The sequence below is a fragment of the Rhodobacteraceae bacterium D3-12 genome (assembly GCA_025916135.1).
Lineage (GTDB): Bacteria > Pseudomonadota > Alphaproteobacteria > Rhodobacterales > Rhodobacteraceae > JAKGBX01.
Genome location: CP104793.1, coordinates 2,462,631 through 2,479,534, shown reverse-complemented (window position 1 = coordinate 2,479,534; position 16,904 = coordinate 2,462,631). Strand labels below are relative to the sequence as shown.

The following is a 16,904-nucleotide window of genomic DNA, read 5'->3' as shown; positions in this document are numbered from 1 at the left end:
ATATCTCGGGCAAGATGAAGCGTCGGGGCGGTGCTCTGATGGATGAAAAAGGGGCGGGAGCCCCGAAGAAAGGAAAGAGAGAAAGATGTTTAACGCACTTGTGGTGGAAAAAGACGAAGAGAGCGGTAAGACCAGCGCGGCGGTGAAGCAGCTTGGGTTGGATGATTTGCCAGCCGGCGAGGTCACGGTTGCGGTTGAGTATTCAACGGTGAACTACAAGGATGGTTTGTGCATGGGCGCGGGGGGCGGATTGGTGCGCAATTACCCGCATGTTCCGGGGATTGATTTTGCTGGCACCGTCGAGGCCAGCGAGGATGCGCGTTACAAACCCGGTGACAAGGTTGTTTTGACCGGCTGGCGTGTGGGCGAGGCCCATTGGGGTGGCTATTCCCAAAAGGCGCGGGTCAAGGGCGATTGGCTGGTGCCGCTGCCTGAGGGATTGGATACGCGCGCGGCGATGGCGGTTGGCACGGCCGGGTTGACCGCGATGCTGGCGGTTATGGCGCTTGAGGATCAGGGAATTAAGGAGGGGCCAATTCTGGTGACGGGGGCCGCTGGCGGTGTCGGCTCGGTTGCGACGGCGATTTTGGCCAAGCTTGGTCATGAGGTGGCGGCGGTGACCGGGCGCCCGGAGCAGGAGGCGTATCTGCGCAGCCTTGGCGCGACGCAGATCATTGCGCGTGAAGAGCTGAGCGAGACGACGCGCAAGCCGCTGGAAGGCGAGCAATGGGCGGGCTGTATTGATGCGGTGGCCGGTGTGATGCTGGGGCGGGTCTTGAAGCAGATGAAATACGGATCATCCGTGGCGGCGATCGGCCTTGCGGGCGGCGCGGCGATTGAGGGCGGGTTGATCACGCCGTTTATCCTGCGCGGTGTGAACCTTTTGGGGATCGACTCGGTCATGCAGCCCTATGAGAACCGGGTGCGGGCATGGGAGCGGATCGCCAGGGCCCTGCCGATGGACAAGCTTGAAGAGATGGTTCAGCCGGCCGTTCTGTCGGATTTGCCGCAGCTGGGCGCGGACATCCTGAAAGGGCAGGTCAAAGGGCGCGTTGTGGTTGATGTGAACGCCTGAAAAATCCGGCGGGCTTGCACCGAGGTGGTGTAAGCCCGGTCCGGGCGTTGTAAGCTGTGGCCAAACAGGACCGATTCCGGGAAAGGGATGCCGATGAGCTATGACAATGACAATATTTTCGCCAAGATTCTGCGCGGGGAAATCCCGAGTGAGAAGCTTTATGAAGATGACGAAACCTTTGTTTTCATGGACATTATGCCACGCGCGGACGGGCATTGTCTTGTGATCCCGAAAACCCCTTGCCGCAATATGCTGGACGCGAGCGAGGCGCAGCTGACGGCGTGTTTGCGCACGGTTCAGAAGATGGGCCATGCGGTTATGAAGGCGTTTGATGCCGAGGGCGTCACCGTGCAGCAATTCAACGAAGCGGCGGGCGGGCAGGAGGTGTTTCACCTGCATTACCATGTGCTGCCGCGTCATGAGGACAAGAGCCTGCGCCCGCCGGGGACGATGGCGGATTTCGATGTGCTGAAGGCGCAGGCGGAAAAAATTCGCGCCGCGCTGGGCTGAGCCGGTGAGCCGCTGCGCGGGGCGCCATTGGCGTTGATGCGCAAGGGCGGGGGCGGGACTGGCAGCGGGACTGGTGGTGGGACTGGCGGCGGTTTTGGTGGCGGTTTTGGCGCAAAAACCGCCGCGATCGCTTTGATGTTCCGCGCCACGCTTGTTAGGCTGCCCATATATCGGGCACTCTGCAGACAGGCTGTGGACCCCGTTTCATGACTGCGCGTAGGGGTGCAGCGCCCAAACGAATCGCCACAGCGAATCGCCAAAGCGACAGATGGGCGACAAGAACCAAAGCCCCGCGCCGACCCAGAGGGACAGAGATGTTTTCCAACATCATGGTGCCAGTGGATTTGGCACATATCGACGATCTGCGCCGCGCGCTTGACTGTGCCGGCGATCTTGCCCGGCATTACGACGCCAAAATCACCTTTGTCGGGGTGACAGCGGCGGCGCCGAGCGCAACAGCCCATGACCCAAAGGAGTTTCAGCAGAAGCTGACGGCTTTTGCGGACAAAGAGGGGGCGACATTTGGCGTAACGACCAAAGCGCATACAGTAATCAGCCATGATCCGGCGACCGATCTGGACAACGCGCTGCTTAAGGCGACCAAGGAAACGGGCGCTGATTTGGTGGTTATGGCCAGCCATTTGCCCGCTCTGAAAGATTACCTGTGGCCGTCGAACGGCGGCAAGGTGGCGGCGCATGCGGCCTGTACGGTCATGGTGGTGCGCGGCTGAGCAGTTGCGCCCTGCGGTGAGCGCAAAATTTAACGAGAACTAGCGAACAGGAGGCCACTTATGGCCGAAGAGACGACTAACATGGGGATACCGGAGCCAGAGGGGCATTCGGATATCATCGAGACCGATTACGAGATCGGTCAGGACAATTTCGAAACACAGCTTGGGCCGTTCAAGTTTGACTTTCACAACCCGGTTTTCGTGGTGTCGAGCGCGATTATCGTTCTTTTCGTCGCGATTGCCCTGATCTGGCCGGAGGCATCGAAAGATACCTTTCTGGCGGTCCGCAACTATTTGAAGAGCTCGTTTGACTGGTTCTTTATACTGTCGGCGAACATCTTTGTGCTGTTTTCGCTGCTGCTGATCGTAACGCCTTGGGGGTCTGTGCGGTTGGGCGGGACCGAGGCGACGCCGGATTATAGTTATCCGGCGTGGTTTGCGATGCTGTTTGCCGCGGGCATGGGCATTGGCCTGATGTTCTTTGGCGTGCTGGAGCCGGTGTACTATTTCGGCACACCGTGGGGCGATCAGCCGCTTGGTGGAGATCTGGGCATTGTCGAGGGCCAATTGGCCGATCTGGCGACGGTGGCTGCGGCCAAGGAAATGGCGCTTGCGGCGACCAACTACCACTGGGGTTTGCACCCTTGGGCGATCTATGCAGTTGTTGCGCTGGCCTTGGCATTGTTTAGCTATAACAAAGGCTTGCCGCTTACTCTTCGCTCGGCTTTCTATCCGATCCTGGGGGAGCGAATCTGGGGCTTTTGGGGCAATGCGATTGACACGCTGGCGGCCTTTGCGACGCTGTTTGGTCTGGCGACATCGCTCGGCTTGGGTGCGACGCAGGTGGCGTCGGGGCTGACCGAGGTGTTCGGGTCGGGCGTGGCCGAAGAGGGCACGCGCAACTTCCTCGGCTTCCTTTGGGGCAATGCCGACAGCAGCAACGACAGCTCGGTTTTGCTGGTGTTGATCATTGCTGTGATCACGGCGATTGCGCTGGTTTCGGTCATCCGTGGGCTGGACGGCGGGGTGAAGATGCTGTCGGAGATCAACATGGGTCTGGCGGCGCTCTTGCTTTTGTTTGTGCTGTTTGCCGGGCCGACCATGACGATCATCTCGGACTTCTTTTTGGGGTTGGGCGGCTATGCCAAGAACATCATCCCGTTGTCGAATCCCTTCGGGCGCGAAGACACCGGCTTCTTGCATGGTTGGACCACGTTCTATTGGGCGTGGTGGATCAGTTGGTCCCCGTTTGTGGGCATGTTTATCGCCCGTGTGAGCCGTGGGCGCACCGTGCGTGAATTCGTGATCTGTGTGCTGTTGATCCCTTCGGTGGTCTGCATGTTCTGGATGGCGACATTCGGTGGCACGGCGATTGATCAGGTGATCAATGCCGGTAGCGAAAGCGGCGTGTTTGCCAATGTGATCGCGGCTTACAAGCCGGAAATCGCGCTGTTCAAGATGCTGAGCGAGTTGCCGTTCGCGGCCATCACATCGGTGACCGGTGTTGTGCTGGTGGTGGTGTTCTTTGTCACCTCGTCAGACTCTGGCTCGCTTGTGATCGACACGATCACCGCAGGCGGCAAGGTTGACGCGCCGGTAACGCAGCGGATTTTCTGGTGCATCTTTGAAGGCGCCGTGGCCGGTGTGTTGCTGCTTGGAGCCGCCGGGACGGCGGGCTTGGAAAGCTTGCAGGCGATGGTGATCTCGACAGGGTTCATCTTTACGCTGGTTCTGCTGCTGATGTGCTATGCCATCGCGCGCGGGCTGGCAGCCGAGAAACGCTGAGGCGATCAAACGATCACGCAGAACGACGTTCAGGAGAAGGGCCCCCGTTGTGGGGCCCTTTTTTGCGTCAGGTGCTCTGAGGGCTGGTCGCATCGGACTGTTCGCATCGTCTTGACCCGCCAGAAAAACCGCTTAACCCTGCACGCATGACACTGGATATCAATTTCGTGCGGGCGCAGTTTCCCGCGTTTGAGGCGGCTTCCCTGAGCGGGCAGGCGTTCTTTGAGAATGCGGGAGGGTTCTATACCTCGCGCCATGTAATCGACCGGCTGACGCGGTTTTATACCGAACGCAAGGTGCAGCCCTATGCGCCCTATGAGGCGTCGCGATTGGGCGGCGAGGAGATGGACGAGGCGCGTGTGCGCTTGGCGGCGATGATGGGGGTTGAGACCGCCGAGGTGTCCTTTGGTCCTTCGACCACGCAGAACACCTATGTTCTGGCGCAGGCGTTCCGGCAGTGGATGCAACCGGGCGAGGCGATCATCGTCACCAATCAGGACCATGAGGCCAACACCGGCCCGTGGCGGCGCTTGGCGGATGAGGGGATCGAGATCCGCGAGTGGAAGATTGACGCAGAGACCGGGCATCTTGACCCGGCGGCGTTGGAAGACCTGCTGGATGAGAAGGTGCGTTTGGTCTGTTTTCCGCATTGCTCCAACGTGGTGGGAGAGATCAACCCGGTGACAGAGATCACCGCTATGGCCCATGCGGCGGGCGCGTTTGTGTGTGTTGACGGGGTGTCCTATGCGCCCCATGGCCTGCCCAATGTGGGCGAGCTGGGGCCGGATATTTACCTGTTTTCGGCCTATAAAACCTATGGTCCGCATCAAGGCGTGATGGTGATCCGGCGCACCTTGGGCGAGACGCTGCCCAATCAGGGGCATTCTTTCAACGCTGAGACGCTTTATAAGCGGTTCACCCCGGCGGGGCCGGATCATGCGCAGGTCGCGGCGAGCGCCGGGATGGCCGATTACATCGACGCCTTGGCGGCGCATCACGGGCTTGAGGGCGGTGCGGCTGCGCGGGCCGGGGGCGTGCATGATTTGATGCGCGCCCATGAGGAGGCGCTGCTGCAGCCGTTGCTGGACTATTTGCGGGCCAAGAACGGCGTGCGCCTGTTGGGGCCGTCAGAGGCGGGCGCACGGGCGCCAACGGTGGCGGTTGAGCTGAGCGAGCCGGGCGAGGGCGTGGCCGAGCGTTTGGCAAAGCATGGGGTCATGGCGGGGGGCGGCGATTTCTATGCTGTTCGGGCCTTGAAGGCGCAAGGGGTTGATCCGGTGAAGGGTGTCTTGCGGCTGAGCTTTGTGCATTACACCGAACAAGCCGAGGTAACGCAGTTGATCGAGGCGTTGGAACAAGAAATGTGAACCAATGCCGCGGGCTTTGCGTTGGGGTATGTATCTTGTTGAGATGGAGTGCTCATGACTGATCAAACCCCGCAGATTTGGTGGGTCCGGCGAGACCTTAGGCTGTCTGACAACCGGGCGCTTGTTGCGGCGGCAGAGGCGGGGCCGGTGCTGCCGCTGGTGATCTGGGACGAGGCGGTCGAGGCGTTGGGCGCGGCGGCGCAGTGGCGCTTTGTCGAAGGGGTGGCGGCATTGGCGCGCGACCTTGAGGCGCGCGGCAGCCGGTTGATCCTGCGCAAGGGCGGCGCGTTAGAGGTGCTGCAGGCGGTCATTGCGGAGGCGGGCGCGGGAGCTGTGCATTGGCAACGGCTTTATGATCCGCAGTCGATCGCACGCGACAAGAAGATTAAGTCCACGCTAAAAGACGCTGAAATCATTGCGGAAAGCCACGCCGGGCATCTGTTGAACGAGCCGTGGCATGTGAGCACGGGAACGGGCGGGTATTACAAGGTATATACGCCGTTCTGGAAGTCGATCCGGGGCAATGATCCGGGGGCGGCGTTGGGTGTGCCCAAAGGGTTGAAAGCACCGGAGGCTTGGCCCGAGGGCGAGCGTGTTGAGGCGTGGCAAGCGCGGGCGTCCTTTCCGCGCGGGCCGGAGATATTGGCGCGTCACACCGCGCCGGGAGAGGCGGCGGCGCAGGAGCGGTTGGCGGCGTTTATCGGCGAGGGGCTGGCCGATTATGGCGAGGGGCGCAACGATCTGGAGGGGGACGGCACCTCGCGATTGTCTGATTACCTGTCGTTGGGCGAGATTTCGCCGCGTCAGGTTTGGCAGGCCGTGGCGCGGCATCGCGAAGAGGGGGTTGCGGGGGCCGAAGCGTTCTTGCGCCAGATCGCGTGGCGCGATTTTGCCCAGCATTTGATGTATCACACGCCCGGTTTGTTGAGCGAGAACTGGCGCGACGGCTGGGGGCGTTTCGCATGGATCACCGATGCGGATCACCCCCATCTGTTGGCGTGGCAGCAGGGGCGCACGGGGATCGCGCTTGTCGATGCGGCCATGCGCGAGATGTATGTCACCGGCCGGATGCATAATCGGGCGCGTATGGTGGCGGCGTCATACCTGACCAAGCATTTGATGATACACTGGAAATTAGGTATGAAGTGGTTTGACGACTGCCTGTGCGACTGGGACCCGGCGTGCAACGCTATGGGCTGGCAATGGGTGGCGGGAACGGGGCCGGATGCCTCGCCGTTTTTTCGGGTATTCAACCCCGATGGGCAGGCAGAAAAGTTCGACTCTAAGGGGCGGTATCGGGCGCGGTGGCTGGCCGAGGGGCAGCAGAACCCGGACGCACGCGCCATGGCGTTTTATGACGCGATCCCAAGACGGTGGGGATTGTCGCCCAAGGACGCGCGGCCAGAGCCGATTGTAGGGCTGCGCGAGGGGCGGGAGCGGGCGCTTGAGGCGTATTCGGCGTTGAAATCCGGCTGATACAGGAATTTCTTGCCAGATTATTAAGCTCAATTTAACCTTTTCCCAATGTTGCGCGGGAGGGGAAGGGATGGTCCTGACGTCGACGGATGGACAGGCGGGGCTGCCCCGCTATTTCAGCAATGTGTTTGAGATCGCCGCGCGTATGCCGGTGGGGCGGTTGGATTTCGTCATGCCGGACGGGCGCAGATTTCGCGCCGGGGGCGCCGGGGCGGGGCCTGTGGCAGAGATTGAGCTGCACAGTGCGGACGTGTTCTCGCGCTTGATCCGTGAGGGGGAGTTGGGGTTTTGCGACGCCTATATCGAGGGGCAATGGAGCACGCCGGACCTGCAATCTTTCCTTGATCTGTTGAATGCGGGCAACGACGAGCTGTATCGCGGCTTTCCCGGTCAGGGCTTTATGCGGGCCTATGAGCGGCTGCGACACTGGCTGAAGTCCAACACGCCGGAGCAGGCCAAGAAGAACATTTCCTATCACTATGATCTGGGCAATGAGTTCTATGGTCTGTGGCTGGATGACACGATGACCTATTCGAGTGCGCTGTTCGACACCGGGCAAGAAAGCCTTGAGGCGGCGCAGCGGGCGAAATACGCGGCGATGGTCGATCAGATGGCAGTGAAACCGGGCGATCATGTGCTTGAAATCGGCTGTGGCTGGGGCGGGTTTGCGGAATATGCAGCGCGCGAACGGGGGCTGCGGGTGACCGGGTTGACGATCAGCGAAGAGCAGTTGAAGTTTTCGCGAGAACGTATTGAAAAGGCAGGCGTTTCCGATTTGGTCAGCCTGCGGATGCAGGACTATCGCGACGAGCGCGGGCGCTATGACGGGATTGCCAGTATCGAGATGTTCGAGGCCGTGGGCGAGAAATACTGGCCGACCTATTTCGACCGCGTACGCGACAGTCTGAAGCCCGATGCAAAAGCGGTTTTGCAGATCATCACCATTCAGGAAAAGCGGTTCGAGGTCTATCGCAAGGGGGTGGATTTCATTCAGAAATACATCTTTCCGGGTGGCATGTTGCCATCGAAAACCGCGCTTCAGGCCGAGGTTCTGGCGGCCGGGATGACGGTGGAAACGATGCGGGCTTTTGGCGAAAGTTACAGCCAGACGCTGCGCCGTTGGCACGAGACCTTCAATGCAAAATGGGATCAGGTGAGCGCATTGGGGTTTGACGAGAGGTTCCATCGGATGTGGAATTTCTATCTGACCTCTTGCGCGGCGGCCTTTCATGGGGGTAACTGCGACGTAGTCCAGATAACGGTCAGCAATCCGAGAACCGCCTAATGCCCACTTCTTCAAGACTAGTTTCTGCCCTGCTTTACGCTGCTTTGGCTTGGGTCGTATCGGGAATGGTGATGGAAATCATCGAGGCCGAGACCCAGCGGACCAATTTCGGGCATTTTCAGCTGGTGAATGCGGCGATTGGTATTCTTGTCGGCTGGATCGTCGTGGGCAAGCGGCTGGGCAGTGATTACGTGACCGCGATGGGGATCGGCTTTACCGGCATGATGGCGGTGGTGTTCTGGTGCCTCTTTGCGCATTCGTTTAGCGAAATGCTGCGCCTGTCGCTGTCGCGCCGGTTTGACGGGCCGGTCGAGGCGCTGGTGTCGATCTTTAGACTTGGGATCGGCTATGGCGCGTATCTGGTGGATCGGACAGTGATTATCACGCTGGCCGTTGGCGGCATGGTGATCGGGGTTATCGCCGAATACTGGAAGCGTCGCTGGGGATGAAGGACGCAAGACAAGGCGTTGCTTTAAAATGACAAATGTATTTCTGTATGGCACGTTGTGTCATCCCGATCTGCTTGAGCTGGTCGCGGGATGCGAGTGGACTGTGCTAGGCCCTGAGCCGGTGGTTTGCCACGGGTATCGCGTGGTTTGGGCCGAGGGGCACGGGTTTCCGCTGATCCTTGAGGCGCAGGGCAGCGCGGCGTCGGGGCTGTTGCTGCGTGATGTGGCGCAACACGTGCTTGAGCGGCTGAATTACTATGAGCTTGGGTTCGGGTATGACCTTGTCGAGGTTGAGGTCGAGAGCGCGGCGGGGCGCGAGCCTGCGAAGGTGTATATCCCGCAACCGGGGCTGTGGCAGGCGGGGGCGCCTTGGTCGCTGGAGGACTGGGTGCAAAAGTGCTGGCCGCTTACGCGCCATTCGGCGGGCGAGGTGATGGGATATTTCGGCGTGCTAAGCGGCGAAGAGGTGGCGCAGCGGTTCAAAATGATCCTGACGCGAGCGGCGAGCCGGGTGTTGGCCGAAGAGGAAGCCAAGCCCGCATCGGTGCGGAGCAACCGGGGGCGGGGCGCGGTAACGCTCGAGCAGAGAGAGGCCAATCACCGCGGCTTTTTCCTGCTCAACACGCTGAGCCTGAGCCATGAGCGGTTTGACGGGGCAATGAGCGAGACGTTGCAGCGCGAGGTGTTTGTCGCCGGAGATGCGGCGACGGTTTTACCTTATGACCCTGTGCGCGACCGGGTGTTGTTGATCGAGCAATTCCGCATGGGCCCCTATGAGCGGGGCGACAAGGCACCATGGATGTTGGAGCCGATCGCGGGGCGGATCGACGGGTTTGAAACGCCGCGCTCGACCGCCGAGCGCGAGGCGGTTGAGGAGGCGGGCTTGCGGCTTGAGCGTCTGGAGCCGATCGCGAGCTATTACGGCACGCCGGGCTATAGCACTGAAATGTTTTACAGTTTCATCGGGATTGCCGATTTGCCAAAGAGCGCGGCGGGCATGGGCGGTGTCGAAGACGAGCATGAGGACATCCGCAGCCATGTGGTGTCGTTTAACGACGCGATGGCTTTGATTGACAGCGGCGAGGCCAATAACGGCCCGCTGATCCTGTCGCTCTTGTGGCTCGCCAAGGAGCGGGCGCGATTGATGGCGCAGGCGCGGGGCTGATCGCTTCGTTGCTTGAGTTCGGAGGGGCGAGGCAATACACCTGTCTCGATTGAATTCGCCATCAAAGGACCGCGCCTATGACCTCCTTGCCGATCGCCCAAGATCTTGCCCAAGCTGTGGGCAATACCCCGTTGATCAAGCTGCGTAAGGTCAGCGAAGAGACGGGCTGTACCATCCTAGGCAAGGCCGAGTTTCTGAACCCCGGCCAATCGGTCAAAGACCGTGCCGCGCTTTATATTATCAAGGCGGCGATTGCCGATGGCACGTTGAAACCCGGCGGCACGATTGTCGAAGGCACGGCGGGCAATACCGGCATTGGGCTTGCTCTGGTCGGGGCGTCGATGGGGTTCAAGACCGTGATCGTTATCCCCGAGACGCAATCGGAGGAAAAGAAAGACATGCTGCGCCTTGCCGGGGCAGAGTTGGTGCAGGTGCCGGCGGCGCCGTATCGCAACCCGAACAATTTCGTGCGCTATTCCGAGCGGTTGGCCAAGGCGTTGGCCAAGACCGAACCCAATGGCGCGATCTGGGCCAACCAGTTTGACAATGTCGCCAACCGGCAGGCGCATATCGAGACCACCGGCCCGGAAATCTGGGAGCAGACCGGCGGCAAGGTGGACGGGTTTATCTGTGCTGTCGGCTCGGGCGGGACCTGGTTGGCACCGGCATGGTGCTGCAGCCCAAGGGCGTGAAGGTCGGCATTGCCGATCCGATGGGCGCGGGGCTTTACAGCTATTACACCACGGGCGAGATCGCGATGGAGGGTGGCTCGATCGCGGAAGGCATCGGGCAGGTGCGGATCACCAAGAACCTTGAGGGGTTCACGCCCGACATGGCCTATCAGATCGAGGATTCCGAGGCGCTTCCTTATGTGTTCGACCTGCTTGAGCATGAGGGGCTGTGTCTGGGTGGATCAAGCGGCATCAACATCGCCGGTGCGGTGCGCATGGCGCGCGAGATGGGGCCGGGGCATACGATTGTCACGGTGCTGTGCGACTATGGCACGCGCTATCAGAGCAAGCTGTTCAACCCCAACTTCCTGCGCGAGAAAGACCTGCCGGTGCCAGAGTGGCTTGACCGGGAACCGCAGGATGTTCCGTCGGTGTTTGAGGCGGTTGAATAATGATGCGACTGCGCGCGGCTTTCCATGCGGTATTGCTTGTCGTTCTGCTGATTGGCGGGGCGGCGTTTGCGCAGGGGTCGGCGTCTGGGCTGGACTATGACGCGTGGGGGCAGACCGCAACCCGCGCCGAGGCTGCTATTGAGGCGTCGCGGGCGTCGGACACGGCGATGCAGGCGTTGCGGGCCGAGTTGGTCAAGTGGCGCACGCAGTTTGTCAAAGAGCAATCCGTCAATGCCCGCACCATTGTGTCGGTCGAGGCGCAGCTTGCCGCGCTTGGGCCTGCGCCGGAGAGTGGAACCGAAGCCGAGGAGGTCGCCGCAGAGCGCCAGCGGCTGAACACGCGACTGGTTGAATTGAAAGCGCCGGGACGGGTGGCCGAGGTGGCATTGTCGCGGGTGAACGTGTTGATCGCAGAGATCGACGACATCCTGAGCGACCGGCAGTCAGACGCGTTGATCGAGCGCGGACCATCGCCGTTGAACCCGGCCTTGTGGCAGGAGGGGGGCACGGCGGTTTATCAATCGCTGGCCGATGCCTGGGGCGAGATCAGGACCGCGTGGGACAACCCGACGCAACGCGCGACGTTTACCAAGAAGTTGCCCGTGGTGCTTGTGCTGACGGTGCTTGGCATGCTGATCGTTGTATTTGCGCGCGGCATGATCCAGCGGCTGAACCAGAAGCTGAACCGTGGGCGGTTGACGCCGGCGCGATGGTTGATGTCGTTTGTGCTGTCGCTGGGGCAGATCGCTTTGCCGATGATCGGTTTGATCGCCTTGGTCGGGGCGGCCTATGCCACCGATTTTGTCGGGTTGCGGGTTGATCCGTTGTTGAACGGGATCGTCGGCGCGGGGCTGGTTGTTCTGGTTGCGATGTGGATCGGGGTCAGGATTTTCCCCAAGGGCGAGTCCGAGCGCAACCCCTTGGTGCTGCCGCCCGAGAAGATGCGCGAAGGGCGGCTTGTGACCGGGCTGATCGGGCTTGTGCTGGCTCTGGACGAGATGCTGCACAGCGTGTCGATCTATGACAATTGGTCGGGGGAGGTGCGCGGCGTCGTCTTTTTCCCGCTGATCCTTTTAGGCAGTGGTCTGCTGTGGCGGATCGGGGTGTTGTTGCGCCGCCATGGCGATGCGGCCCTGGCCGAGACCGAAAGCGAAGATAGCGCGCATTACGCCGAGCGGCTTTACCGGCTTGTCGGGCGGCTGTTGGCGGTTGTGGCCTTTGTGCCGCCGGTGCTGGCGATGCTGGGCTATATGGCCGGGGCGGAGCGGCTTTTGTTTCCGATGCTGGAGTCGTTGCTGTTGCTGGCGGTTGTATTGATCGTGCAGCGGGTGTTGGCCGAGCTTTATGTTTTGGTGCGCCGCCGGGAGGATGTGCGCGACGGGTTGATCCCGGTGTTGACGGGCATGGTTTTGATCGTGATCGCGACGCCTTTGTTCGCGCTGATCTGGGGGATGAGCGAGAACCAGTTGATCGAGCTGTGGCGCTCGGCCGGGCAGGGGATCACCGTGGGGGATGTCAACCTGAGCCCCGGTGTGTTTGTGATGTTCGCGGTGGTGTTCACCATTGGGTACACGCTGACGCGGCTGTTGCAGGGGACGCTGAAAAACACCGTTTTGCCCAAGACCAAGATGGACATGGGCACGCGCAACGCCTTTGTCTCGGGGATCGGGTATATCGGGATTTTCCTTGCTGCGATGGTGGCGATCACCTCGGCCGGGATTGACCTTACTGCGCTTGGGTATGTGGCCGGTGCGCTGTCGGTTGGTATCGGTTTCGGCCTGCAGAATATCGTGTCGAATTTCGTCTCTGGTATCATTTTGCTGATCGAGCGGCCGATATCCGAGGGCGATTGGATCGAGGTCGGGGGCACCCACGGCACCGTGCGCGATATTTCGGTGCGATCGACCCGGATCGAGACGTTTGACCGGACCGATGTGATTGTGCCGAACGCCGATTTGATCACCGGGACAGTCACCAACTATACCCGCGGCAACACCATTGGCCGGGTGATCGTGCCGGTTGGGGTCTCTTATGACTATGTCTCGGAGACCAAGCGGATCGAGCAAATCCTGAGCGAGATAGCCGCGAAGCACCCGGTGGTGATGCATTTCCCGGCGCCATATGTTGTGTTTCAGGGGTTCGGGGCGGATTCACTGGATTTCGAGATCCGGGCGATCCTGCGCGATGTGAACAAGGTGCTGAGCGTCAGGTCGGACATGAACCACGAGATTGCCCGTCGCTTTGCCGAGGAGGGGATCGAGATTCCGTTTGCGCAGCGTGACATTTGGATCCGGAACCCTGAGGCCTTGGCGGGTGGGGCGAAGCAAGCGCCCGATGCGCCGGTGACGTCGCAGACGCCGGTTGAGGACACGGCTTCGAGCGGGCATGTGGCGGATTCAGAAGCAGAGCCCAGCACGGGCGAGGAGGGGCGATGAGCGCGCCATTGTTTCGCGAGAATGCGTATCAGCGTGACGCCGAAGCGCGGGTCAAATTGCTGACCCCTGAGGGCGGGATCGTGTTGGATCAGACGGTGTTTTACCCCACGGGCGGCGGGCAGCCGGGCGACAGTGGCACGCTGAGCTGGCAGGGGCATCAGATCGACATCGCCACCACCGTCAAGGGCGAGGGCGATGACATTGTGCTGGTGCCTGCCGCGCCGGTTGCCTTGCCGCCCGAAGGCACGTTGGTTGACCAAAACCTCAATTGGGACCGCCGCCACCATCATATGCGGGTGCATACTGCGCTGCATCTGCTGTCGGTCGTTTTGCCCTTGCCGGTGACCGGTGGGCAGATTGGTGCCGACAAGGGGCGGCTCGATTTCGCGATGCCCGACCCGCCCGAGGACCGCGACGCCGTCGAGGCGGAGTTGAATGCGTTGATCGACCGCGATTTGCCGGTGATTGAGCACTGGATCACCGAGCAGGAGCTTGACGCGAACCCCGGCCTTGTCAAAACCCTGTCGGTCAAGCCGCCACGAGGAGCGGGGCGGGTGCGCCTTGTGGCCATTGGCGAGGGGGACGAGGTGATTGACCTGCAACCCTGTGGCGGCACCCATGTGGCGCGCACTGCCGAGATTGGCCGCCTGCGGCTGGGCAAGATCGAGAACAAGGGCAAGCAGAACCGGCGGGTTTATATCCATCTGGACTGAGCGCGGGTGTCACTTGTTTGCGGTGCCGGTTCCTGCGGTGCCAGTTCTTGCGATGCCGGGGGTCTGGAATACCCGCACATCCCCAATGGGCGTTTTATGGCAATATGGGCGCGTCTGGAGGGAGGCGCGAGATGGTTGCATTCAATCACACAGTGGCGCGATTTGCGGTTTGGAACCTTGCCGGGAATGACAAGTTCCCCGGCGGTGATGGTGACGGGATTGATCCGGAGGGGCGCAAATCATGGCATCAGGTTCTGGGGCTGGCGCTGCTTGATGCCGAGTTCGTGACGCTGGTCGAGGTGTTCCCGGATGAGCACATCGCCCTAATGGCTGAGCGGTTGGCCGAGAAGGGGTTGGACTACAACGTCACCTACCTACCGCAGCCTCACAGCCACCTTGGCATCGGGTTCCTGCACAAGCCGGGGATCGAGGTGAGCAATCCGCGGTTTATTCCGGGATCGCAAGGCACCTATGTAGGGGGGCGGCAGGGGTTTGCCGTCGATGTGCGGATCGGGACGCGGTTCAAAGCGGTCGTGATCGGCGTGCATCTGAAATCCGGGCGTGACGCCGATGACCAAGCCAAGCGCGACAGCCAATGCCGGGTCATTGGCGACTGGATCACCGCGCTGCACGATACGCCGGGATACAAGCAGCACGCGATCTTGCTGATGGGCGATTTCAACATGATCCCCGGTCAGGATGTGAGCAATTTCCACCATCTGGGCGGCGAGGACGTTATGGATTTCGTCTCGTGCTGGGATTTGCAGGACCGCTATTCGCATATCCTCGAAAGCGGGCGGGCGAACCTGCTTGACGGTTTCGCGGTAAGCCGGCGGTTTTCGACCCGCTATGTCAGCGGCAGCCTGCGGCTGTTTCCGATGCATTGGACGTTGAAGATGGGCCGCGAAAAGTTCCGCGCGCAGGTGTCGGACCATCTGCCGTTTGTGGCGTCGTTTCGGGTGTTTTAAGGCCGCACGCAGGTTTTCACCGCGTGAGGCACGAATAGAGGTTGAAACCGGGCGGGGCCTTTGTGTATGACCGGCGGCGGAGCGGTGGCCGAGTGGTCGAAGGCGCACGCCTGGAAAGTGTGTAGGCGGGAGACCGTCTCGAGGGTTCGAATCCCTTCCGCTCCGCCACTTGCCCTTGCGAACTGTTTCTCCGGGCTCGGGTGCGGACGGATTTTTCCGTGTTTTCAAAGGGGTTTGCGGTGGAGGCTGAACACCGCCTTGTCGGTTTTTGTCCCAGAATCCGTTCTCTCGGCCGGTAATTCTCTGAACCTGATGACTGCGCCGATTTAGTGAATTTCTTGCAATACACTGTAAGTAATGGCTTTTTTTCATAGGCCAACCCAAACACTTCGACCGGAGTGGCGTTCGGCGAGATGGAACAGAAATCGAACATTTGCCATTGCGGCCATTCGCTGCGACACGTTCTAACGACTGCGTTGTGGACTTCTTGACCTTAGGAAGACGGACCCGAACGAGCAAAGACGCGCTAAACCAGCCGCTCTATGCGCCAATCTACCTCGCAAGGCTGCTTCTCCAGATCGGATCTGAATTTCCGAAACATAACGGGGGACCACCTCAGTGAAGGAACATCACATTTTGAAGCCGCCATGAATGGGGTCGACTTGGCAAGGACAACAGAAATTGTAAGAGATGGCACGGTCCGGAGGGAGTAACAACCAATCACAATCAGTTCTAGAATTTACTTCGCTTCCGGCTCAAAGTTGAAACGGTCGCCATGTCGCCGATAAACGTCTTTCACGAGATCAAGCATTGCAGAAATCATATTGTCCCACTCTTCATTTGTGCGCTGAACTGTTCCTAAGGCTGCGCGGAAATGGACTAAGCTGTTTCGGATTTTGTATATGTCTGCCGCGACTTTTTCTGCGGTGATCTCTTGATCGACTTCCCGATGACCTGAGAAACTTTCTCTCAGTGGACCGACTATTTTGCCATCGCATTCAGCAATGATTTTGGCTAGCGCGTCGTCTTCTTTTGGGCGCCAAGCAAGGTGGCTCTCCAACAAGTCAGCCAGCCTGCGGTAGGGCAAGGAAGTTGGCCAGGCCTCGACCAACGCAGCGAGCCTGGGAACTGCATAGAGCTGTTCGATCGCTCGATAGAGCTCCAAAAAGAAACCGCCCCAAGAAATCGACAACATGCCTTGTAGAACATTTTCAAAAGGAACGTGCTCAGAGCCTGACTGAAAAATGTCCGAGACCTTCTTCAACGTTGTATCGGAGGGCGCTAACGGGCCATCGACATAGGACCGTGCGGTGAGCGCTCCAAGTACTCGGACCACATTTGCGGTGTACTCGTAATTCTGATCTGCCTCAAAAATCTCAATGCTTGGAAAGAGTTTTGTGATAGCGGAAAGCTCGTATCCGTTGAAGCCTTTAACGCCTCCATGTAAGTCGCCAATGGCTTCCAGAATTTCTAAACCCTTTGCACTCGGTTGGATGTCCGATTGCGTTAGTGCCATGGAAAGAGTGCCTGGAGTGAGTTCAGTCGGCACCAACCCATCTGGAACACTTTCTGCCTCACCGATCCCCAAGACAGCAAAATACCGCACAGCGTTGTGCTCGAAGTGGATCGCCCTGATCTGTCTGGTTATCTGCTGATGGCCCAAGACGTCGGCCTCAGCCATCAGTGTCGCGTCGGCGTCGCTAAGCCTGCTTATCCATCTCTTTTGGTCGGTGTCAGGTATGACAACGCCGTCATCACTTGCATGCGCAATTAAGCGCTCGAAAACCTGTTGGCTCATCTTAATTCGTGAACGATTGGCCAT

13 protein-coding genes, 1 tRNA gene and 1 pseudogene are annotated in these 16,904 nt (G+C 60.1%); 14 read left to right on the top strand and 1 reads right to left on the bottom strand.

From position 1 onward, the window contains the following. Positions 1 to 85 precede the first annotated feature (85 nt). From acuI to N4R57_12035, 14 genes and pseudogenes are all read left to right on the top strand, one after another. The gene (gene acuI, locus N4R57_12100) at positions 86 to 1,075 is read left to right on the top strand and encodes an acryloyl-CoA reductase (protein ID UYV35805.1); all 990 of its coding nucleotides are present in this window, start codon (positions 86 to 88) and stop codon (positions 1,073 to 1,075) included. Between the two features lie 87 nt (positions 1,076 to 1,162). Continuing rightward, positions 1,163 to 1,585: an HIT family protein gene (locus N4R57_12095; GenBank protein UYV35804.1), complete on the top strand. Its 423-nt coding sequence runs from the start codon at positions 1,163 to 1,165 to the stop codon at positions 1,583 to 1,585. A gap of 314 nt (positions 1,586 to 1,899) precedes the next feature. Further along, complete coding sequence (locus N4R57_12090; protein UYV35803.1) at positions 1,900 to 2,316, top strand: universal stress protein; 417 nt, start codon at positions 1,900 to 1,902, stop codon at positions 2,314 to 2,316. Positions 2,317 to 2,376: 60 nt separating this feature from the next. Then, a complete protein-coding gene (locus N4R57_12085; protein UYV35802.1) occupies positions 2,377 to 4,101 on the top strand; it encodes a BCCT family transporter in 1,725 nt (574 codons plus the stop codon). Between the two features lie 146 nt (positions 4,102 to 4,247). Continuing rightward, a complete protein-coding gene (locus N4R57_12080; protein UYV35801.1) occupies positions 4,248 to 5,468 on the top strand; it encodes an aminotransferase class V-fold PLP-dependent enzyme in 1,221 nt (406 codons plus the stop codon). Between the two features lie 54 nt (positions 5,469 to 5,522). Then, complete coding sequence (locus N4R57_12075) at positions 5,523 to 6,944, top strand: DNA photolyase family protein (GenBank protein ID UYV35800.1); 1,422 nt, start codon at positions 5,523 to 5,525, stop codon at positions 6,942 to 6,944. A gap of 70 nt (positions 6,945 to 7,014) precedes the next feature. Further along, on the top strand, positions 7,015 to 8,229 hold the full coding sequence (locus N4R57_12070; GenBank protein ID UYV35799.1) for a cyclopropane-fatty-acyl-phospholipid synthase family protein: 1,215 nt from the start codon (positions 7,015 to 7,017) through the stop codon (positions 8,227 to 8,229). Beyond that, entirely contained in the window at positions 8,229 to 8,678 is a 450-nt protein-coding gene (locus N4R57_12065) for a TrgA family protein (GenBank protein UYV35798.1), read from the top strand. Before N4R57_12070 ends, N4R57_12065 begins: the two co-directional genes overlap by 1 nt. A 28-nt stretch (positions 8,679 to 8,706) precedes the next feature. Then, entirely contained in the window at positions 8,707 to 9,843 is a 1,137-nt protein-coding gene (locus tag N4R57_12060) for an NUDIX domain-containing protein (GenBank protein ID UYV35797.1), read from the top strand. A gap of 86 nt (positions 9,844 to 9,929) precedes the next feature. After that, a pseudogene (locus tag N4R57_12055) lies at positions 9,930 to 10,966 on the top strand (cysteine synthase A). Further along, positions 10,966 to 13,401 (top strand): DUF3772 domain-containing protein, encoded by a 2,436-nt coding sequence (locus tag N4R57_12050; GenBank protein UYV35796.1) that lies wholly within the window; start codon positions 10,966 to 10,968, stop codon positions 13,399 to 13,401. Before N4R57_12055 ends, N4R57_12050 begins: the two are co-directional and overlap by 1 nt. Then, entirely contained in the window at positions 13,398 to 14,114 is a 717-nt protein-coding gene (locus tag N4R57_12045) for an alanyl-tRNA editing protein (GenBank protein UYV35795.1), read from the top strand. Before N4R57_12050 ends, N4R57_12045 begins: the two co-directional genes overlap by 4 nt. A 131-nt stretch (positions 14,115 to 14,245) precedes the next feature. Continuing rightward, complete coding sequence (locus N4R57_12040; protein ID UYV35794.1) at positions 14,246 to 15,082, top strand: GMP synthase; 837 nt, start codon at positions 14,246 to 14,248, stop codon at positions 15,080 to 15,082. A gap of 78 nt (positions 15,083 to 15,160) precedes the next feature. Further along, positions 15,161 to 15,250: transfer RNA gene (locus tag N4R57_12035), tRNA-Ser, on the top strand. Between the two features lie 571 nt (positions 15,251 to 15,821). On the opposite strand, the gene N4R57_12030 is transcribed toward N4R57_12035, so the two are convergent. Then, positions 15,822 to 16,904: a hypothetical protein gene (locus tag N4R57_12030; protein UYV35793.1), complete on the bottom strand. Its 1,083-nt coding sequence runs from the start codon at positions 16,902 to 16,904 to the stop codon at positions 15,822 to 15,824.